Origin of the sequence: Mesorhizobium sp. LCM 4577 (assembly GCF_001854795.2) — a bacterium.
GTDB lineage: Bacteria > Pseudomonadota > Alphaproteobacteria > Rhizobiales > Rhizobiaceae > Mesorhizobium > Mesorhizobium plurifarium.
Window position 1 is genome coordinate 117857 of sequence record NZ_MDDU01000056.1, and the last position, 19675, is coordinate 137531.

General features: G+C 64.6%; 19 protein-coding genes and 1 tRNA gene. 12 read left to right on the forward strand and 8 right to left on the reverse strand.

The features are described 5' to 3' along the window. Nucleotides 1–3 precede the first annotated feature (3 nt). Nucleotides 4–654, reverse strand: a complete 651-nt coding sequence (locus tag LCM4577_RS33765; RefSeq protein WP_040989336.1) for an SGNH/GDSL hydrolase family protein — start codon at nucleotides 652–654, stop codon at nucleotides 4–6. Between the two features lie 442 nt (nucleotides 655–1096). On the opposite strand from LCM4577_RS33765, the gene LCM4577_RS33770 reads away from it, so the two are divergent. The 7 genes from LCM4577_RS33770 (at nucleotide 1097) to LCM4577_RS33800 (ending at nucleotide 8876) form a co-directional block, all read left to right on the forward strand. Next, a complete protein-coding gene (locus LCM4577_RS33770) occupies nucleotides 1097–2122 on the forward strand; it encodes an ABC transporter substrate-binding protein (protein ID WP_052458187.1) in 1026 nt (341 codons plus the stop codon). 79 nt (nucleotides 2123–2201) lie between these two features. Next, nucleotides 2202–3731 carry a sugar ABC transporter ATP-binding protein gene (locus LCM4577_RS33775; RefSeq protein WP_116390244.1) on the forward strand — a complete coding sequence of 510 codons (1530 nt, stop codon included), beginning with the start codon at nucleotides 2202–2204 and terminating at the stop codon, nucleotides 3729–3731. 20 nt (nucleotides 3732–3751) lie between these two features. Next, nucleotides 3752–4690 (forward strand): ABC transporter permease, encoded by a 939-nt coding sequence (locus LCM4577_RS33780; protein ID WP_244508504.1) that lies wholly within the window; start codon nucleotides 3752–3754, stop codon nucleotides 4688–4690. A 27-nt stretch (nucleotides 4691–4717) separates the two neighbouring features. After that, nucleotides 4718–5644, forward strand: coding sequence for an ABC transporter permease (locus LCM4577_RS33785; RefSeq protein WP_371410091.1), 927 nt, complete (start codon nucleotides 4718–4720; stop codon nucleotides 5642–5644). A 56-nt stretch (nucleotides 5645–5700) separates the two neighbouring features. Next, nucleotides 5701–6381, forward strand: a complete 681-nt coding sequence (locus LCM4577_RS33790; RefSeq protein WP_071074915.1) for an SGNH/GDSL hydrolase family protein — start codon at nucleotides 5701–5703, stop codon at nucleotides 6379–6381. Nucleotides 6382–6636: 255 nt separating this feature from the next. Then, nucleotides 6637–7200: an FMN reductase gene (gene msuE, locus LCM4577_RS33795; protein ID WP_071074916.1), complete on the forward strand. Its 564-nt coding sequence runs from the start codon at nucleotides 6637–6639 to the stop codon at nucleotides 7198–7200. Nucleotides 7201–7469: 269 nt separating this feature from the next. After that, complete coding sequence (locus LCM4577_RS33800; protein WP_071074917.1) at nucleotides 7470–8876, forward strand: D-isomer specific 2-hydroxyacid dehydrogenase family protein; 1407 nt, start codon at nucleotides 7470–7472, stop codon at nucleotides 8874–8876. 42 nt (nucleotides 8877–8918) lie between these two features. On the opposite strand, the gene LCM4577_RS33805 is transcribed toward LCM4577_RS33800, so the two are convergent. Continuing rightward, a tRNA-Arg gene (locus tag LCM4577_RS33805) sits at nucleotides 8919–8995 on the reverse strand. Between the two features lie 127 nt (nucleotides 8996–9122). After that, complete coding sequence (locus LCM4577_RS33810) at nucleotides 9123–10286, reverse strand: M20 aminoacylase family protein (protein WP_071074970.1); 1164 nt, start codon at nucleotides 10284–10286, stop codon at nucleotides 9123–9125. Nucleotides 10287–10517: 231 nt separating this feature from the next. On the opposite strand from LCM4577_RS33810, the gene LCM4577_RS33815 reads away from it, so the two are divergent. Together LCM4577_RS33815 and LCM4577_RS33820 are read left to right on the forward strand one after the other, a co-directional pair. Further along, entirely contained in the window at nucleotides 10518–11681 is a 1164-nt protein-coding gene (locus LCM4577_RS33815) for a D-alanyl-D-alanine carboxypeptidase family protein (protein WP_071074972.1), read from the forward strand. 8 nt (nucleotides 11682–11689) lie between these two features. Beyond that, nucleotides 11690–12802 (forward strand): GTP-binding protein, encoded by a 1113-nt coding sequence (locus LCM4577_RS33820; RefSeq protein WP_071074918.1) that lies wholly within the window; start codon nucleotides 11690–11692, stop codon nucleotides 12800–12802. A 17-nt stretch (nucleotides 12803–12819) separates the two neighbouring features. Here LCM4577_RS33820 and LCM4577_RS33825 read toward each other — a convergent pair whose 3' ends face one another. From LCM4577_RS33825 to LCM4577_RS33845, 5 genes are all read right to left on the reverse strand, one after another. Then, nucleotides 12820–13062 (reverse strand): sulfurtransferase TusA family protein, encoded by a 243-nt coding sequence (locus tag LCM4577_RS33825; protein WP_041000288.1) that lies wholly within the window; start codon nucleotides 13060–13062, stop codon nucleotides 12820–12822. Between the two features lie 6 nt (nucleotides 13063–13068). Continuing rightward, entirely contained in the window at nucleotides 13069–14358 is a 1290-nt protein-coding gene (locus tag LCM4577_RS33830) for a murein L,D-transpeptidase family protein (RefSeq protein ID WP_040989321.1), read from the reverse strand. A 218-nt stretch (nucleotides 14359–14576) separates the two neighbouring features. Beyond that, nucleotides 14577–15527, reverse strand: coding sequence for an acetyl-CoA carboxylase carboxyltransferase subunit alpha (locus tag LCM4577_RS33835; RefSeq protein ID WP_040989320.1), 951 nt, complete (start codon nucleotides 15525–15527; stop codon nucleotides 14577–14579). Nucleotides 15528–15627: 100 nt separating this feature from the next. Then, on the reverse strand, nucleotides 15628–16542 hold the full coding sequence (locus LCM4577_RS33840) for a site-specific tyrosine recombinase XerD (RefSeq protein WP_071033712.1): 915 nt from the start codon (nucleotides 16540–16542) through the stop codon (nucleotides 15628–15630). A 31-nt stretch (nucleotides 16543–16573) separates the two neighbouring features. Beyond that, entirely contained in the window at nucleotides 16574–16726 is a 153-nt protein-coding gene (locus tag LCM4577_RS33845; RefSeq protein ID WP_040989318.1) for a hypothetical protein, read from the reverse strand. Between the two features lie 289 nt (nucleotides 16727–17015). Here LCM4577_RS33845 and LCM4577_RS33850 point away from each other — a divergent pair, with 289 nt between their 5' ends. The 3 genes from LCM4577_RS33850 to LCM4577_RS33860 are packed head-to-tail and all read left to right on the forward strand — an operon-like array spanning nucleotide 17016 to nucleotide 19674. Further along, nucleotides 17016–17645 (forward strand): shikimate kinase, encoded by a 630-nt coding sequence (locus LCM4577_RS33850; RefSeq protein ID WP_071033710.1) that lies wholly within the window; start codon nucleotides 17016–17018, stop codon nucleotides 17643–17645. Further along, the gene (gene aroB, locus LCM4577_RS33855) at nucleotides 17642–18781 is read left to right on the forward strand and encodes a 3-dehydroquinate synthase (protein WP_071074919.1); all 1140 of its coding nucleotides are present in this window, start codon (nucleotides 17642–17644) and stop codon (nucleotides 18779–18781) included. Before LCM4577_RS33850 ends, aroB begins: the two co-directional genes overlap by 4 nt. Further along, nucleotides 18778–19674: an HlyC/CorC family transporter gene (locus LCM4577_RS33860; RefSeq protein WP_071074920.1), complete on the forward strand. Its 897-nt coding sequence runs from the start codon at nucleotides 18778–18780 to the stop codon at nucleotides 19672–19674. Before aroB ends, LCM4577_RS33860 begins: the two co-directional genes overlap by 4 nt. Nucleotide 19675: the final 1 nt, after the last annotated feature.

The window sequence follows — 19675 nt, forward strand, 5'->3', positions numbered from 1 at the left end:
CGTTTATCGTTCATCCGGCCACCCGATTGCTTCGACCTCGCGGGCCAGCGCACGGCCGAGCAAGGCATGCGCCTGTCCGTTGATGTGGAATCCGTCGAGCGGATCGCAGGTGACGACCGAGCCCGCATCGAAGAAATGCACTTCGAGCGAATCGGCGATGATCTCGAATTCGAGCGCCAGCTGCCGCGACTTCTCCGGTGCGCCGGCGAAGATCGACCGCCATTCCTTGATGTCGTCCAGCATCGGCGGCGGAGATACGATCATGATCTCGGGCACGCTGCCGCCCGGACCGGGCTTCAGCTCCTTGATGTCGTAGACAAGGCAGCCCATGGCCATCGCCACTTCCGAGGCCGGCTGGTTGAAGCGCGCCTTGAGATCGTTGGTGCCCAGCATGATGATGACGAGATCGAGAACGGCATGGCTCTGCAGGCAAGGCCTGAGGTAGGTGCGCCCGTTCTTGTGGGCACCCTCGATCGGATCGTCGCGCACCGTCGTGCGGCCGCTGAGGCCTTCCTCGATGACATGCCAGCCGACGCCCAGTTCCCTTGCCATGACGCCGGGCCAGCGTTCGGCCGGGCCGTAGCGGTCAAGCGGCGTGCCGCCGGGTACCTGCCCATGCGTGTTGGAGTCGCCGTAGCACAAGACCGATCGCATGCTCCTCCCCGATCCAGCCAAGGTTTTGATTTGCAGAAATTATCGGACGAGAGTCGGCCGCCCGCGTCCAGTGACCCTGCCATTCGGCGGAAAGGTAGCGCAAGCCGCAAAGATAATCCATCACTCTGAATAATTATTGACAGCCCGCCGGATCGATGATTGAAGTGAGCCTGGGAGGAATGCCCCGAACCTTTTGYGCCGATCGGCCGCCATGACCCTTGGCGGCAATGCTGGACCTTTGTCTCCAGCGGCCATGCGCGTGGGTTGAGCAATGAACTGAAGCAGTGCCGGGTTCGCCCCGGCAGGTGCGGTGTTTGGCCATGGCCGGACGCCGTCGGGGAAGTCGTGGCCCTGGTCGCCAGGGTTCGTGGAGCTTGAGAAGGAGGATGGCTCAGTGAGACGGATTATCCAATCAATCGCAGCGGCAGTGATCGCGACCACGATGTGGTGCGCGCCCTCGTTCGCCGACGACGTATCGCTGCTCGACGGGGTTACCGCCCGCGCTGGCGACAACCCAACGGTCGAGGCAGGGAAGTTCAAGAAGGATCCGCCCTGGGTCATCGGCATGAGCCATTTCGGCGTCAACGCCAACACCTGGACGGTGCAGGTCGCGCATGAGGCCGAGGCTGCCGCCGCCAAGGACAAGCGCATCAGCAAATTCATCCTGCTCGATGCCGGCTTCGACCAGAAGAAGCAGGTCGCCGACATCGAGGACCTGATCGCCCAAAAGGTGGACGCCATCATCGTCCAGCCGGTCACGTCGACCTCGGCCGACGCCAGCATCGCCAAGGCCGTGGCGGCGGGCATTCCGGTCATCGTGCATACCGGCCGCATCGAGAGCGACGCCTTCACCACCGAAATCCAGGGCGGCGCCGAGCATTTCGGCAAGGTGATGGGCGACTTCCTGGTCAAGGAGCTTGGTGGCAAGGGCAATATCTGGGTGCTGCGCGGGCTCGCGGGCCATCCGGAAGACACCAACCGCTACAACGGCCTGCTGCAGGCGCTGAAGGGAACCGACGTCAAGATCATCGCCGAGGAGCATGGCGACTGGCAGTACGACAAGGCCAAGAAGCTCTGCGAGACGCTCTACCTGAACAATCCCGAGGTCGACGGCATCTGGTCTTCCGGCGCCGACATGACGCGCGCCTGCGTCGACGTCTTCAAGCAGTTCGGCGCCAAGATCCCGCCGATCACCGGCGAAGGCAACAACGGCTTCTTCGGCCAGTGGATCGCCGACGGCTTCAAGTCGATCTCGGCGGAATACAGCCCGGCCCAGGGCGCGGCCGGCATCCGCGCCGCCGTTGCCCTGCTCGAAGGCAAGGAGCTGAAGAAGCATTACGACTACAACCCGCCCGGCTGGGATATCGAGAAGGTCAAGAAATATTATCGCGACGATCTCTCGGCCAATGTCTGGTGGCCGTCGGAGCTGCCCGAAGACAAGCTCAAGGAGTTCTACGCCAAGAAATAAAGGCGGCGCCATGGTGGCGCGGGCGGCTGCAACGCAGGCCCGCGCCACGGAACTCCCCGAACACAGCGGTGCTTGTTTCGTGAAGACCCTTGTCGAAATGTCGGATATCCGAAAAGCGTTCGCCGGCACGGCGGCGCTGAAGGGCGTCTCGATCGGACTCCAATCCGGCTCCGTCCATGCGTTGATGGGCGAGAATGGCGCCGGCAAATCGACGCTGATGAAGATCCTCGCCGGTGTCCACCAGCCGGATAGCGGCGCCATCCTGCTCGACGGGCGCCAGGTCGCCTTCCACAGACCGAAGGATGCCCTGGAAGCCGGCATCTCGACCGTGTTCCAGGAACTGTCGCTGCTGCCCAATTTGACGATCGCCGAAAACATGTTTCTCGGCCGGGAGCCGACCACCGCTTTCGGCGGGGTCGACCATCGGCGCATGCGGCGCGAGGCGGGCAAGGCGCTTGCCGAGCTCGGCCTCACGCTCGATCCGGGCACGCTGGTCTCGATGCTCAGCATCGCGGAACGGCAGTTCGTCGAGATCGCGCACGGCATCATGACCGACGCCAGCGTGTTCATCCTCGACGAGCCGACGGCCGCGCTCAATGCCGCCGATGTCGAGGTGCTGAACCGCCACATCCGCAGGCTGAAGGATGAGGGCAAGGCGGTGGTCTACATCTCGCACCGCATGGATGAGATCTTCGCCATTTGCGACACCGTCACGGTTCTAAAGGACGGCGAGCTCGTCGGCACCAGATCGCTCGCCGAGATGACGCCGGCTGCGCTGATCGCGATGATGGTCGGCCGCGAGCTCGCCGACCTCTTCCCCCAGCGTGGCGATGCCCCTGGCCCCGCTATGCTTTCGGTCGAGGATTTCCGCATCACCGAGCGCTCGAAACCGTTTTCGCTGGAGCTGCGCCGTGGCGAGATCGTCGCGCTGGCCGGCCTGGAGGGGCAGGGCCAGCAACGCTTCATGCGCTCGCTGGTCGGTCAGTACCATCCCTTCGCCGGCCGTGTGGCGATCAAGGGCAAGTCGCTGCCCTTGCCGGTGTCGCCCGGCGGCGGCGTGCGCCGGCTGCAGGCGATGGGCGTCGGCTTCGTGCCGGAGGATCGCAAGGAAGACGGGCTCTTCCTCGGCCTTTCCGCGGCGCACAACATTGCCGCAGCGCTCCATTCGAAACGGTCGGAGCTGGCGCTGGCCGCCGGCTATCAGCGACAGATCGCCGACACCATGTCGAGCCTTGCCGTGAAGGCCAGCGGCCCGGGCGCCGCCGTCGGCACGCTGTCCGGCGGCAATCAGCAGAAGGTGCTGCTCGGCCGCTACCTTGCCGCCGACATCGACATCCTGCTCGTCGAGGAACCGACGCGCGGCGTCGACATCGGCGCAAAATCGGAGATCTACCGGCTGCTGCGCGACTTCGCGAAGAAAGGCGGCGCGGTGCTTGTGCTGTCGCGCGAGACGGTCGAGCTGATCGGGCTCTGCGACCGCATCTGCGTCGTCCACAACGACACGATCGTGAAGCAAATGCCGGCGGCCGACGCCACGGAGCACAACATCCTCGACGCCGCGCTCAGCGCCAACGGGGAGGCGAATGGGGCGGGAGGTGAGCGCCGATGACAGCCATCAGCAGGCGCCTCATGAGCGCGAGAGGATCGCGGCAGGGCATGTGGATGCTGCCCCTGCTGATCGCGCTGGCCATCGCGCTCTGGCTCAGCCTCGAGACGGCGCAGTTCCTCAACGGGGAAAACCTGCTCAATCTGGTGCCGCAGGCGATGCCGCTCGTCATCACGGCGGTCGGCCAGATGTTCGTCATCCTGCTCGGCGGGCTCGACCTTTCGGTCGGGTCGATGATCAGCTTCACGACGGCGGTGCTCGCGCTCGGCGGACCCGCCTGGGTGCTGATCCCGGCCGTGTTCGTRCTGGCCGCGCTGGTCGGCTTCAGCAACGGCTTCATCATCACCCGCTTCAACGTGCATCCGATCATCGCGACGCTGTCGACGCAGTACATTCTGCTCGGGATCACGCGGGTGCTGCGGCCGGTTTCGGGCGGCACGGTGCCGGATATCGTCATCAGCGCCGTGGCCGGGTCCTTCCTCGGGGTACCGATGCCCGTGTTCTGGGGCATCTTCATACTCGCGGTCGCCTGGAAGCTGCTCTACGGCTCCCGCTTCGGGCTGCACCTTTTTGCGATCGGCGGCGGCGTGTCGTCCGGCGTGGAGGATGCGGCGCATAATTTCGGCATCGCCGACCGGCGCAACATCGTGCTCGCGTATGTGATCTGCTCCTGCTTCGCGGCGCTGGCCGGAGTCTTCCTCGCCGGGCGCATCGTCTCGGGCGACCCGAATGTCGGGCTGCTGTTCGAGCTTGACGCGATCACGGCCGTGGCCATCGGCGGCACCCAGCTTTCCGGCGGCATCGGCAGCCTGCACGGCACCGTCATCGGCGCGCTGGTCATGGCGCTGCTCGCCAACGGCATGAACCTGACGAATGTGTCGCCCTTCATCCAGACCACCATCAAGGGGGCGATCCTGCTCCTTGTGGTCGCTCTGCAGTCGCGCAAGAAGATGGGGTTGTAAGTGGCTGCCGCGCTCACCAATCCCGTCATGCGCCGCTTGCTGCGCGTCCCTCCGGCCTACTACGTCTTTGCCGTGCTGCTTGTGGTTCTGTGGATCGCGCGGCCGAACATGCTCAATCTCAACATCATGGGCATATTCGTGCGCCAGATCGTTCCGCTCGGCATATTGGTGCTCGGCCAGCTTCTGGTGATGCGGGTGCGAAGCATCGACCTGTCGGGCGGCGGCGTCATCCTGCTCATCAACTACACCATTTCGTCCGGCGCCTTTCCCGGCGCCTCCATGGCGTTCTTCATTGTCCTGGCGCTGGCCATCGGGCTGGCCGTCGGGTTCTTCAACGGGCTGATGGTCGGAGTGAGACGGGTCTCGGCCGTCATCGTTACGCTTGCGGTCGGCATCGTCTTGGTCGGGATCGTGCAATATCTATCGAGCGGCAAGCCGCCCGGCGATGTGCCCGGCATGTTCGCCGACATCTACAATACCAAGCTTGGCCCGGCGCCGACGCCTGTGATCTTCTGGGTGGCGGTTTCGGCGGCGCTGTCGCTGTTTCTGTCGCGCACGGTTTTCGGCCGCTACGTGACGTCGGTGGGTGAGAACGTGCAGGCGGCGCATTTCTCCGGCGTTCCGGTCGCGCGCACGGTCGTGCTCGCGCATACGCTCGCCGGCCTATTCGCGGGCATTGCCGCTTTGGTCCAGACGGCTTCGATCGCCGTCGGCAGCGTTCGGGTCGGGCTCGACCTGCCGATCCTGGCGGTCGCCGCGACCATCCTCGGCGGCGTCGTCTTCGGCCGTGGGGAAGGCGGTGTCTGGGGGCCTTTCTTCGGCGTGCTGTCGTTCGCGCTGCTGTTCGTGGTGATGACCACCTTCGGCATCGACGAGCCCGGCAAGCTGATCGCGCAGGGGCTGATCATCCTGCTCGCGGCGATCTTCTACGGCATCAGGCAAAGGTCGAGCTGAGCGGGCAAGTTCGGAACGGCCAATAGTCAATCGCATAGGAAAAATGGATTGGAGATATGACCAAAAGATCGATCTTGTGTTTTGGAGATTCCCTGACCTGGGGCTGGATTCCGGTCATCGAGGGATCGCCGACGCATCGCTACGCCTATGAGGACCGCTGGACGGGCGTGATGGCTTCGCATCTGGGCGATGGCTACCATGTAATCGAGGAAGGTTTGAGCGCCCGCACCACCAGCCTCGACGATCCCAATGATCCTCGTCTTAACGGCAGCGCTTATCTGCCCTCGGCCATCGCCAGTCATCTGCCGCTCGACCTCGTCATCGTCATGCTCGGCACCAACGACACCAAGTCGTTCTTCCGCCGCACGCCTTATGAGATCGCCAACGGCATGGCCAAGCTCGTTGGCCAGATCCTCACCAGCGCCGGTGGCGTCGGCACACCCTATCCGGCGCCCCAGGCGCTGGTGGTCGCGCCGCCGCCACTGACTCCGATGCCGCATCCCTTCTTCCAGGGCATGTTCGCCGGCGGCCATGAGAAGACGGCGGCGCTCGCGGCCGAGTATCGCGCCATGGCCGATTTCACCAAGGTCGATTTCCTCAATGCCGGGGATTTCATCACCACCGACGGCTGCGACGGCATCCACTTCACGGCGCAGAACAACCGCGATCTCGGCAAGGCGATAGCGGACAAGGTCCGGGAGATCTTCGCGCGCCAGCCCGATCGCAAGGTTGCCTGAGGATTCAAGTATTGCCGCGCATCGGCCCCTCCAGACCGATGCGCGATCGCGGGACCGGCGCGGCACCGCCGGCCCGCAACTCCTGCAAGCTGATGGTGCCGCCTGCCCGACCAACGAAACCATGAACCGGCCAATTCATGGAAAAAATGTTCGAGGCGGGGCCCTCGAAAGGCGGATCGTTCCTTCTAAGGCGGATTACAGTCTATAAAAATTATAGACATTAGATTTAGCGCCGGCGCCTCGAGGGAAATGAACATGCCCAATCCAACCGTTGTCGGTTTCTCCGGAAATTTCACCCGGCCGTCGAAGACGCGCGGTTTCGTCGAGCAGGTGGTCAGGGACATCGCGGCGCGCAGCAACCTGTCGGCAAGCACCTTTGATATCGAAGATGTCGGACCTTCGCTCGGCAGCGCCAAATGGGCGCGCGATCTCGATCAGCAGGCCCGCGATATTCTCGACAGGGTCGTCAACGCCGACATGCTGGTGGTCGGATCGCCGACCTACAAGGGCAGCTACACCGGCCTGTTCAAGCACTTCTTCGACCTGCTCGATCCGGCCTCGCTGAGAGGCAAGCCGGTGCTGCTGCTCGCAACGGGCGGCGGCGAGCGGCATGCGCTGATCGTCGAGCACCAATTGCGACCGCTGTTCGGCTTTTTCGAGGCGCTTGCCTTGCCCACCGCGGTCTATGCGACGGACAAGGATTTTGCCGACGGCGTCCTGGTTTCGGAAGCGATCCGCAAGCGCGTCGCGCAGGCGGTCGACGAGGCAGGCTATGCGCTCTTCCGCCGCGACGCCGGCCTGCGGATCGCGGCGGAATAGCCGAAGCGACCTGTTTGGAGATGCGGTTCTCTCAGATCTCCGTGACGAATTTGGTTCGCAGATAAGCGTCCAGGCCCTCTATTCCGGACTCCGATCCGTAACCGGATTCGGCCAGCTCGCCGACCACGGTCGACCTGTCGCCATTCAGGGCCGACAGGTTCTAGCTTCCTGGACAGATTTCCCGCTTGCGACCCGGATATGCCGCTTCACGTGGTCCATCGGATAACGGATTGGGGTAGCTGGAGACAGCTGCAGGGAAACGACGCTTCATGACATCAGCCAATATTCTGATCTGCGATTTTGTCGGGCTGCGCTTTGGCGCGGACGGCAATCCCGACCACAGCGAGGTCAAGGCTCATATCGAAGCCAAGGGCGGGGTGTTCCACCAGACAGGCATCAGCAGCGCCGGCGCCCTCGATCCCGGCAAGCTGCATTTCTTCTATTTGCCGCAATTGAGCACGCGCGAGGAATTGCTGGCCGAGGCCGGCGACGGCCGCTACGACGCCGTCATTGCCGCCGCGACCTTCATTCCGGCCGAGGCCAGGTTCCGCCTCGGCGGCGTACGCATCGGCGCCGGCACCGGCAATATGGGGTCGGCATCCTGGGGCGGGGGCGGCGGCGAGGGCGGCGAGGCGCCGTTGATGAACACGCCGGGCATCAACAGCCGCGCCACCGCGCAAATGGCCATGAAGGCGCTGCTGAAAGTCAGGCCGGATCTCCCCGTGGACAAGCTCAACGCCCTGGTTGCCGGCGGGCAGTTCGATACGGGAAAAGACCTGCGCCATTACCCGACCGAGAAGCTCGAAGGCAAAAGACTAGCGGTGATCGGCTATGGCAATATCGGCCGGGAATTCGCCAGGCTCGGCCAGGCCTTTGGCATGCGGGTCGCCATCCATGCGCGGCCCCGTCACCGCAAATGGATCGAGGCGGAAGGCTTCGACTATGCCGCAACCATGGAGGAGGCGGCGCGTGGCGCCGACGCGCTTTCCGTCCATCTCGGCCTCGGCGTTTTCGATGCCGGCCAGCAACGATACGCCAACGCCGGTCTGATCGGAGATGAAGTCCTCTCCCTCCTCAACCCCGGCGCCGTGCTCATCAACTACGATCGCGGCGAGCTGGTCGATGTGGCAGCACTGGAGCGCGCGCTGGCGTCAGGGCGCGTTTCCCATGCGGCGATCGATGCGGACCTTTTCAAGGACGGCGACACGCTTTCGGGACCAATGGCGCCCTATCTCAGACTGGTCGAGGCCTATGGCCAGCGTCTGGAACTTCTCCCGCATGCCGCGGCCGACACCGATCATCCCTCTCGCGTCGCGGGCGCCAAGCAGGCCGTCGACCAGATTTACGCCGCCATCGTCGAGCATCGCGTCCACAATCTGAAAGGATCGCTGCCTCCGGGTTTTGTCGACATGGGCGCGAAAGTCCCGCCCGGCATCGGCGGCATCACATCTCGGCACTTGGCGGCGCTGGCCGCCGATCGGGACGCGGCATCCGATCTCGCTCGGTCGAGCGCTGTCGTCGCCGCGTTCTGGGAACGCATCCTGGCCGCATCCGAGCAGGAACGAGCGGCGCTGATCGCTTCGGGAGGCGAAGCATTCGCCGAAGCGGCGAACCGCCTTTCGACGCTTATGCGTGCGCACCATCTTTCGGGGCCGTTCACGTCGGGATCGCTTTGATCCCTGCGCGCGGCGACCTGCTCGCCAAGCCATTGAAAAGCATGGTGATCCCGACAGGAATCGAACCTGTGACCTACAGATTAGGAATCTGCCGCTCTATCCTACTGAGCTACGGGACCACGCGGCCCGACACATAAACGCTTCGGGCCGGTTCGCCAAGGGGCATGCTGACTCCCCTTGGACTGCGACTCATCTCGGCAGGGCCGAGCCGGCAAGCCGGGTGGCGCCGCCTTCGCCCGCAGGCGCTCAGGCGGCCAGCGCGGTTTCGGYCAGCTTCACCCAATAGCTCATGCCGTGCGGGATGACCTCGTCGTTGAAGTCGTAGGCCGGGTGATGCAGGCCGGCCGAGTCGCCGTTGCCGATGAAGATGAAGGCGCCGGGGCGGGCTTCCAGCATATAGGAGAAATCCTCGCCGCCCATCACCGGTTGGATGGCGCGGTGGACATGGCTGTCGCCGGCGATGTCGGCCGCGACGTCGGCCGCAAACGCGGTTTCCTCGGCATGGTTGAAGGTGACGGGGTAATTGGCGTCGTAGTCGACCTCGATGGTGGCGCCAAAGGCCGCAGCGAGGCCGGCGCAGATCGCGCGGATGCGCTCTTCCGATTTCTTGGCCACTTCCTTCTTCAGCGTGCGCACGGTGCCGGCGATCTCGGCGCTTTCGGGAATGACGTTATAGGCGTCGCCGGCATGGAACTTCGTCACCGACACCACCACGGCCTCGACCGGATCGGTGCTGCGCGAGGCAATCGTCTGTAGCGCGCCGACGAGCTGGCTGGTGATGACGATCGGGTCGATCGTGCCGTGCGGCATCGCGGCATGGCCGCCGCGGCCCTTGACGGTGATGGTGAATTCGGCCGTCGCGGCCATGATCGGGCCGGGCTTGATGGCGAACTGGCCGACAGGCAGGCCCGGCATGTTGTGCATACCGAATACCTTCTCGATGCCGAAGCGCTCCATCATGCCGTCCTTGACCATTTCGTTGCCGCCGCCGCCACCTTCCTCGGCCGGCTGGAAGATCACCGCCACGGTGCCGGCGAAGTTGCGCGTCTCGGCAAGATACTTGGCAGCGCCCAGGAGCATTGCGGTGTGGCCGTCATGGCCGCAGGCATGCATCTTGCCGCGTACCGTCGAGGCCCATGGCTTGCCGGTGATCTCGTCGATCGGCAGCGCGTCCATGTCGGCGCGCAGCCCGATGGTCGGGCCATCGCCCTTGCGGCCGCGGATGATGCCGACGACGCCGGTCTTGCCCAGCCCCGTCACCACCTCGTCGCAGCCGAAGGCCTTCAGCTTCCCGGTGACGAAATCGGCGGTCTGGAACACGTCGAAATTCAGCTCCGGTGTCTGGTGCAGATGCCGTCGCCAGCCGGCTACTTCTTCCTGCATTTGCGCGGCGCGGTTCAGAATCGGCATGATCGTTCCATCTCTCGGTTGGTCGGCGGCGGTCGGTTCAGAGCCGATGCTCAGCAATTGTGTTTGTCAATTGTGATGTCTGGCACTTTGCCATTTTGGCGACACATAGGGTAAATAGCACCGCAACAATGCGGTCCGGGGTGAGGGTCGGCCCGCATTATGCTGGCGATGGGTAACGAAATCTTACGGACCCGGCAGCGATTACGGCAAGAGGCGATTTCGGATTTGATCATGYGGCAAAGGCATTTCCTCAACCTGTTGCTGGCAGGCGCGCTGGCGACTGCGGTCTTTGCCGGCGCGGCCCGGGCCAATCCGGTCGTGCTCTTCGACCTCAAAAGCGGCTCCATACTGGAGCATCAGGACGCCTTCAAGCGCTGGTATCCGGCCTCGCTCAGCAAGCTGATGACGGCCTATGTCGCCTTCCGCGCGATCCAGGCGGGCGAGGTGGCGCTCGATTCGCCGATCAAGGTGACGAAGCATTCGGCCGGCGAGCCGCCGAGCAAGATGGGCTTCAAGCCCGGCTCGGTGATGCGGCTCGACAATGCGCTGAAGATGATGCTGGTCAAGTCGGCCAACGACATCGCCATGGCTGTCGGCGAGAATATCGGCGGATCGCAGGCCGCCTTCGCCGACCGCATGAACGCCGAGGCGGCCCGGCTCGGCATGACAGGCACGCATTTCGTCAACCCGAACGGGCTTTTCTCTCCCGAGCAATATACGACGGCCCGCGACCTTGCCGTGCTGGTGACGGCGCTGCGCAATGATTTTCCGCAATATGCGCCCTGGTTCTCGATCGAAGGCCTTGCCGTCGGCAAGAAGACGCTCCCGAACTACAATCTCCTCATCGGCCGCTATCCCGGCGCCGACGGCATGAAGACCGGCTTCGTCTGCTCGTCGGGCTTCAACATGATCGGCTCGGCGACGCGCAACGGCCGCACGCTGGTGGCCGTGGTGCTTGGCGAGAAATCGGCGATCAGCAGAGCGGAAGCGGCGGCGAAGCTGCTCGACCAGGGTTTTGATAAGCCGGCGACGGGATCGACCACGCTGGCAGCTCTCAAGCCTTATGGCGATACGCTGTCGCCCAACGACTTGCATGACGAGATCTGTAAGAAGAAGCCGAAGGAGGAGCAGTCCGAGGCTGCTCCCGAGGTTGCGGCCAAGGATAAGCCGAAATCGCCCTACCAGGTGAAGCTCGACCACCCGACCCTGGTCGCGGTCGGGCTCGGCGGCGCCACGGGGCCGGCGCCCAAGGCATTCGTCGATCAGACCGATCAGAACTATGCCGATGTGCCGCTGCCGAGCTGGCGGCCCGACAGGCCGGCGCCGGCCGGCGCCGAGCCGGTGGCTACCGCCGCCGCCGGGGCGCAGGGCGACCAGCCCGCCAAGGCCAACTGAGCTGCGTCATGGACAGCAGCTTTCCCATTCCCGTATCCGTGCTCACCGGTTTCCTCGGCGCCGGCAAGACGACGCTGCTCAACAGGCTGCTCAAGGACCCGGCGCTTGCCGATACGGCGGTGATCATCAACGAGTTCGGCGAGGTGGCGATCGACCATCTGCTCGTCGAGCAGGCGTCCGACGGCATCATCCAGCTTTCCGACGGCTGCCTGTGCTGCACAGTGCGCGGCGATCTGGTCGACACGCTCGCCGATCTCGTCGACCGGCTGCAGACCGGCCGTATCGCGAAATTGGCTCGCGTCGTCGTCGAGACGACGGGCCTTGCCGATCCGGCGCCAGTGCTGCAGTCGATCATGGCGCATCCGGCGCTGGTGCAGGCCTTCCGGCTCGACGGCGTCATCACGCTGGTCGACGCCGTCAATGGCGAGGCAACGCTCGATGCCCATGTCGAGGCGGTGAAGCAGGCGGCGGTGGCCGACCGCGTCGTGCTGGCCAAGACCGACCTTGCCGACGCGGCCGAGGTCGAGGCGTTGCGGGCGAGGCTGAAGCAGGTCAATCCGGGCGCAGTTGTGCTCGACGTCAACGAGGCCAGCGCCGCGGCGCTGTTCAATTGCGGGCTCTACAATCCCGAAACCAAGTCCGCCGACGTGCGGCGCTGGCTTGGTGAAGAAGCGGCGCATGACCATGATCATCACCATGACCACCATGACGGCGACCATGATGATCACCACCACCATCATGAGCATCGCCATGATGCGCGCGTGCGCACGCACTCGCTGGTCCATGACGGCCCGGTGCCGTTCTCGGCGATCGAGATGTTCCTCGATCTTCTGCGCTCGACGCATGGCGAGAAACTCCTGCGCATGAAGGGCGTCATCGAGCTTGCCGAGGATCCGTCGCGGCCGCTGGTCATTCACGGCGTGCAGAAGATCCTGCATCCGCCGGCGAGGCTGCCGGCCTGGCCCGACGGCGAGCGCGGCACCAGGCTGGTGCTGATCACGCTCGACATGCCGCAGGACTATATCCGGCGGCTGTTCGCTGCCTTCACCAACAGGCCGTCGATCGACACGCCGGACCGGGCCGCGCTCGAAGCCAATCCGCTGGCGATTGCAGGGTTATAGGCGAAAACGACGTCGGCTCAGGCGGCGTTGCCGCGTTCGACCAGAAAGCGGTGGCCGCCGGTGACCGCGGCCGTTTCGACCAATTGGTGGCCGGCATCGGCGCAGAAGGCCGGGATATCGATGACCGCCAGCGGATCGGTGGTTTCAAGCCAAAGCCGGCTGCCAGGCCGCATCGCGGCGAGCCGCTTGCGGGCTTTCAGCACCGGCAGCGGGCAGTTCAGCCCCTTGAGATCGTAGGTGGCGGGCGTGTCGTTATGCACGAAGTCTCAGCCACCGAACATGCCGAGCAGCTTCTTCTTCAGCTTCGACACGGTGCCCTGGTCGGCATCGGCGGCTTGCTGCGTTTCCTGCGCGGGCGCGGCTTCCACGCCTGCGGTGACGACCGGCTGCTGCGCTGCTTGCTTGGCGGCTTCCTTCTCGGCCAAAGCCTGCTGCTTGGCCGCTTCCTTGGCGGCTTTGGCCGCCTCGATCGCGGCCAGGCGCTGCTCCTCGGCCTTGCGCTTGGCTTCCTTCTCCGCGTCGAGCGCGGCCATCTTGCGGCCAAGCGGGGAATCGATACGGCCCATGCGGGTCGTTTCCGTCACCGAGCCATCGGCGTTCATCGACGGCGGGTCGATCGGCACGCGCTCGCCGCGGGCGCGGCGCTTCGACCAGTCGGAAACGATGCTGGCTTCCTTGATGCCGGCAATGGTCGGCTTCGGCGGCGGCGCGCTGGACCTCACGGCCGAATTGAAGGCCGCATCGTAGCTCTTCTCGTAATTGGCGTAGGCCACTTTCAGCGAATCCGGCTGGGTCGTCGCGGGGCAGGGGCCGGTCGGGTCGAAGGTCGTGCCTTCGGGCGCCACCTGGTTGAAGACGTAGCGCTTCTCGCAGACGTCGACCTTCGGCGGCACCTTGGTGATCTCGAAATTATCATAGCCGACCTTCAGCATCTTCCAGAACTCGTAGTTCGGGTCGTTGCGGTAGCGCGCCATGTTGGCGGCGGTCATGCGGAACGGAAAGGCCTGGATCTGGAACTCGGTCTGGCCACCCTGGAAGGCGTCGCGGCCGAAGGCATAGATCTGCTCGATCTGCGCGTCGGTCATCGAATAGCAACCGGACGACGAGCAGGCGCCATGAACCATCAGGTTCTGGCCGGTGCGGCCATTGGCGCGGTCATAGGCATTGGGGAAGCCGATGTTGAAGGACAAATGGTAATTCGAGCGCGGATTCATCTGCGACGGGCGCACCGTGTAGAAGCCTTCCGGCGCCTGGCGGTCGCCCTCGGTGTATTTGGGGCCGAGCTTTCCCGACCATTTGCAGATGTCGTAAGTGGCGACGAGATCGTAACGGCCGTTGGTCTTGGCCTTCCAGATCTCGAGCTTGCCTTCCTCCTTGAAGATGCGCGCCATCACCGAGGAGGTGCGCACCATGCCCTTGGCCTTCATGTCGGCAAGGATCTTGTCCGGCAGCGGCTTGTTGGCCTCCGGCGCGAAATCCTTCATCGACGAATCATTGCAGCCAGCGACGCCGATGGCGGCAATCAGGACTCCGGTGCGGGCAAGCTTGGCAAACATCGATGCGGCTACGTCTCTTCTTTCGGGCCAACGGCTCTCGGCATGGCCGGGCCCGCAGGCTGAACACCAGTGGACCGTAAGCCCGTTAACCTTGAAAATTCCTTACCGCAAGCCTTGGCAAACCCCTCACGGCGATTTCCATTGAGCCGAATCCGGCGGCATTTTTGTGGCGAAATTGGTCGTTGCCGCCACAGTTTACCCGACAGAGGCCCGATGGATCAGAGACTGCGGCCCATCGCCAGGTATTTCTCGCGGCGCTGCTCGCGGAAATCGGTGTTGGCGCCGGCAAAATCCTTCATCGTCCGGGCGATGAGGTCGCCGGTGGAGGCGATCACCGTTTCCGGCGCGCGCTGGGCGCCGCCGATCGGTTCGGGAATGATGGCGTCGATGATCTTCATCTCGAGAAGATCCTGCGCGGTGATCTTCATGTTGGTCGCCGCATCCTTCGAGCGGGTCGTGTCGCGCCACAGGATCGAGGCGGCACCCTCGGGCGAGATGACCGAATAGATGGCGTGCTCCAGCATGTAGACGCGGTTGGCGGTGGCGATCGCGATGGCGCCGCCGGAGCCGCCTTCGCCGATGACCACCGAGATCGACGGCACTTTCAGCGAAAGGCAGGCCGAGGTCGAACGCGCGATCGCCTCGGCCTGGCCGCGCTCCTCGGCGCCGACGCCGGGATAGGCGCCGGCGGTGTCGACCAGCGTCAACAGCGGGATCTTGAAACGGTCGGCCAGTTCCATCAGGCGCACCGCCTTGCGGTAGCCCTCGGGCCGTACCGAGCCGAAATTGTGCTTGATGCGGCTTGCCGTGTCGGAACCCTTCTCCTGCCCGATGACCGCCACGGGCTCGCCGCGGAAACGCGCGAAGCCGCCGACGATCGCCTGGTCGTCGCCGAAATTGCGGTCGCCGGCCAAAGGCGTGAAGTCGGTGAACAGCGCCTTGATGTAGTCGACGCAATGCGGGCGGTCGGGATGGCGCGCGACCTGCACCTTCTGCCAGGGCGTGAGCGCCTTGTAGAGGTCGCGCAACGCGTCACGCGAGCGCTTTTCCAGCCTGCTGATCTCTTCGGCGACGTCGACCGCTTCGCCGTTCTCGGCAAGCTTCTTGAGCTCAAGGATCTTGAGCTCCAGATCCTGCACCGGCTTTTCGAAGTCGAGGTAGTTGTACATGCTTGAGCGGACCGATCCGTCGGAAGGCAAATGGCTGGCGGAACCGCTGAAATGCCGGCTCCGGGCGGTGGAACGTCGCCCTCACATAGCGATATGAGGCCTAGTCGGCAAGCGGATGATGATCGTTGACCAGCCGCACCAGCCGCTCTTCCAGCACATGGGTGTAGATCTGCGTGGTCGAGATGTCGGCATGGCCAAGGAGTTGCTGAACGGCTCTGAGATCGGCGCCGTTCTGCAGCAGGTGGCTGGCAAAAGCATGGCGAAGCACATGCGGCGAGATCTTGGCCGCTTCTATCCCCGTCCGCGCGGCCAAGCCCTTGAGATCGCGGGCGAAAACCTGCCGGGAGAGATGGCCGCTGTCGGAAGAGGCCGGAAACAGGAACGGGCTCTCGGCAAAGGCCGGCCGCCCGGCCCTTGCGGCAAGCCAGGCGCGCATGGCGGCGCGCGCCTTGGCCGACAGCGGCACCATGCGTTCCTTGTCGCCCTTGCCGCGCACCATGAAGAAACGGTCGTCGCGCAGCGCCACCGTTACCGGCAGTCCGACCAGCTCCGACACGCGCAAGCCGGTGGCGTAAAGCACTTCGACCAGCGCGTGCAGGCGCAGCGCCGCCAGCCTGTCGCCGTCGGGTCCGGTACCGGCCGCTTCCTGCGCCGCCCGGTCGAGCAGGCGGCCGGTCTCGGCCTCGCTCATCGTCTTCGGCAGCGGCCGGCCCTTGCGCGGGCTGTCCAGCGTGCCGGTCGGGTCGTCGCCGCGCAGGCCTTCGGCATAGAGGAATTTGAAGAACTGGCGGATCGCCGACAATTTGCGCGCCTGCGAGGTCGGGGCGAAGCCGCGCGCTGCAATGTCGTCGAGATAGGCGCGGATGTCGGCCGATCCCGCGCCGGCAAGTCCGCCTTCGATCGCCTCGGAAGCGTCCTCCAGATCGCGGCGGTAAGACGAAAGCGTGTTTTCGGCTGCGCCCCGCTCGGCGCTCATCATTTCGAGGAAGGCTTCGATGCGGGCGGCGCTGTTCATCGGGCCGGGATCGGTGCTCGTTTCTGTTGGATCAGTTTTTCTTGGGGTTGAGCTTTTCGGCGGGGATACGCACGCTCATTTCCGCCTTTTTCGGCTCCACGAACATTGCCAGCGCGAACATCGCGCCATAGGCAATGCCTGCAAGAACCGCCAGCGTCACGACAAACCGAAACAAAGTCGGCATTCAAATTTTCGCCCGTCTTCTTGTTCTGCGTTTCCAAGCCCTGTCCCCTTATGGGACGCCAATCCGGCCAATTCAAGGACGAAGGGTTGGGGTGGACAGAGGTTTTGCCGGAAAAGCTCCTAAGCAGGCATCGCGGGCAAGCCCACGAATGCCTGCTTAGGGATTGTTATTTTCGCAGGTTCTCTTCGCAAAGCCGTGGGCCACTTTTGCGGAACCTGCTTGGGACGTTTGTCCGGCCGTGCTTGACGCAAACAGGCTTTTGATGTCGATACGGCGCAAAGAGGCCCCGATGAACGCTCTGCCACCAAATCCGACGGACGAAGGCCGTGCCGCGCTGATCGAAGCGCTCGGCAGCCGTTCGATCGTCTTCGTCGGGCTGATGGGTGCCGGCAAGACGGCGATCGGCCGCAAGGTGGCGACGATGCTTTCGCTGCCCTTCATGGACAGCGACCAGGAGATCGAAAGCGTCTCGCGCATGACGGTGCCGGAGCTGTTCGAGCGCTATGGCGAGCCGGAATTCCGGGCGCTGGAGCAGCGCGTGATCCTGCGTCTCTTGGAGAACGGACCGCAGGTGCTGTCGACCGGCGGCGGCGCCTTCATGAACGCGCAGACGCGCGAGGCGATCTCCGCACATGGCGTATCGGTCTGGCTGAAGGCCGATCTGGACCTGTTGATGGAGCGCGTCTCCAAGAAGCAGAACCGGCCGCTGCTCAAGAATCCCGATCCGCGCGGCGTGCTGGAGAAGCTGATGAGCGAGCGCTATCCGGTCTATGCCACGGCCGACTTGACCGTGCCGACGCGCGACGACCGCAAGGAGATCATCGCCGGCGAAGTAATCTGCGCGCTTTGCGGCTATCTGGGGGTCGCCGCGATCGCGACAGGCACTACAAGCGCCACAACCGACGAGGTGGAGTCGTGAGCGAGGCGGTGAAGGTCGAGGTCGGGCTCGGCGACCGCGCCTATGATATCCTCATCGGCTCGGGGCTTCTGGCGCGCTCAGGCGAAGAGATCGCGCGCCGCCTTCCCGGCACCCGCGCGGCCATCGTCACCGACGAGAACGTCGCCGCCGCGCATCTCGACACGCTCAAGGCGGGGTTGGATAAAGGCAGCATCCAGTCCGCCGTCATCACTTTGCCCGCCGGCGAAAAGACCAAGAGCTTTGCCCATCTCGAGGAGGTGGTCGACGGCGTGCTCGCCGCAAAGCTCGAACGCCGCGACGTGGTGATCGCGCTTGGCGGCGGCGTCATCGGCGACCTTGCCGGCTTCGCCTCCGGCATCGTGCGGCGCGGCATGAATTTCGTGCAGATCCCGACCTCGCTGCTGGCGCAGGTCGATTCCTCCGTCGGCGGCAAGACCGGCATCAACAGCGCGCGCGGCAAGAACCTCGTCGGCGTCTTCCACCAGCCCAGGCTGGTGCTCGCCGACACGGACGCGCTCGACACGCTGCCGATCCGCGAGTTCCGCGCCGGCTATGCCGAGCTTGCCAAATACGGGCTGATCGATCGCCCGGCCTTCTTCGCCTGGCTGGAACAGAACTGGGGGCAAGTCTTTGCCGGCGGTCCGGCGCGGGTCGAGGCGATCGCCGAGGCCTGCCGCGCCAAGGCCGATGTCGTCGCACGCGACGAGTTCGAGACCGGCGACCGCGCGCTGCTCAATCTCGGCCACACATTCGGCCACGCGCTGGAAGCCGCCACGCAATATGACGGCGCGCGCCTCGTCCATGGCGAGGGTGTCGCCATCGGCATGGCGCTGGCGCATCGTTTTTCGGCGCGGCTCAACCTGGCGAGCCCGGACGACGCGGAGCGCGTCGAAGCGCATCTCAGGGCCGTCGGCCTGCCCTGGCGGATGGCCGATATTCCAGGCGAGCTGCCGGACGCCGAGGCGCTGCTTTCCTTCATCACCCAGGACAAGAAGGTCTCGCGCGGCGCGCTGACCTTCATCCTGACACGCGGCATCGGCCAGTCCTTCATCGCCAAGGACGTGCCGCCCTCGGAAGTGCTGGCTTTCCTCAAGGTGAGCCATCCCGGAAGGCTCGAAGTGAGCCAGCCTAGATGATCGGCGCCGGCTGGATCGTCGCCGCAATCCTTGCCGCCATCGTGCTTTTGGCGCTTCTGTTCCGCGCCCGGTTGCTTGGCGCTTTTGGCTATGCTCTGCGGCCGATCGAGCCGCCGCAGCGGTCGGAGCGCAACGGCAAGGATGAAGACGGCGACGAACCCCGCCACGAGGGCGCGGCTGCCGGTGAGGAGCACAACCGGCTCGAGGGCCTCTTCGACCTCGATGAGCTCGAAGTGTCGGACGTCATGGTCCACCGCACCAATATGCGCTCGGTCAATGCCGACAATGCGCCCGAAGCGGTTGTGCGCGAGATCCTCACAAGTCCGCACACCCGTATGCCGCTGTGGAAGGGCTCGCTCGACAACATCRTCGGCGTCCTGCACGCGAAGGATCTGCTGAGGGCCCTCAACGAGGTCGGCAACGATTTTTCGCGGATCGACGTCATGAAGATCGCGGCGAAGCCGTGGTTCGTGCCGGACACCACCACCTTGCAGGACCAGCTCAACGCCTTCCTGCGGCGCAAGGCGCATTTCGCCATCGTCGTCGACGAGTATGGCGAGGTCGAAGGACTGGTGACGCTGGAAGACATCATCGAGGAGATCGTCGGCGAGATCGCCGACGAGCACGATGTCGACATGCAGGGCGTGAAGAAGGAGGCCGACGGCTCGGTCGTCGTCGACGGCACGGTGCCGATCCGCGACCTGAACCGCGCGCTCGACTGGGACCTGCCCGACGAGGAGGCGACGACGATCGCCGGTCTCGTCATCCATGAGACGCAGTCGATCCCGGAGGAGAAGCAGGCTTTCACCTTCCACGGCAAGCGTTTCGTGGTGATGAAGCGCGACAAGAACCGCATTGCGAGATTGAGGATCAGGCCCGCCGGCGAGGGATAGG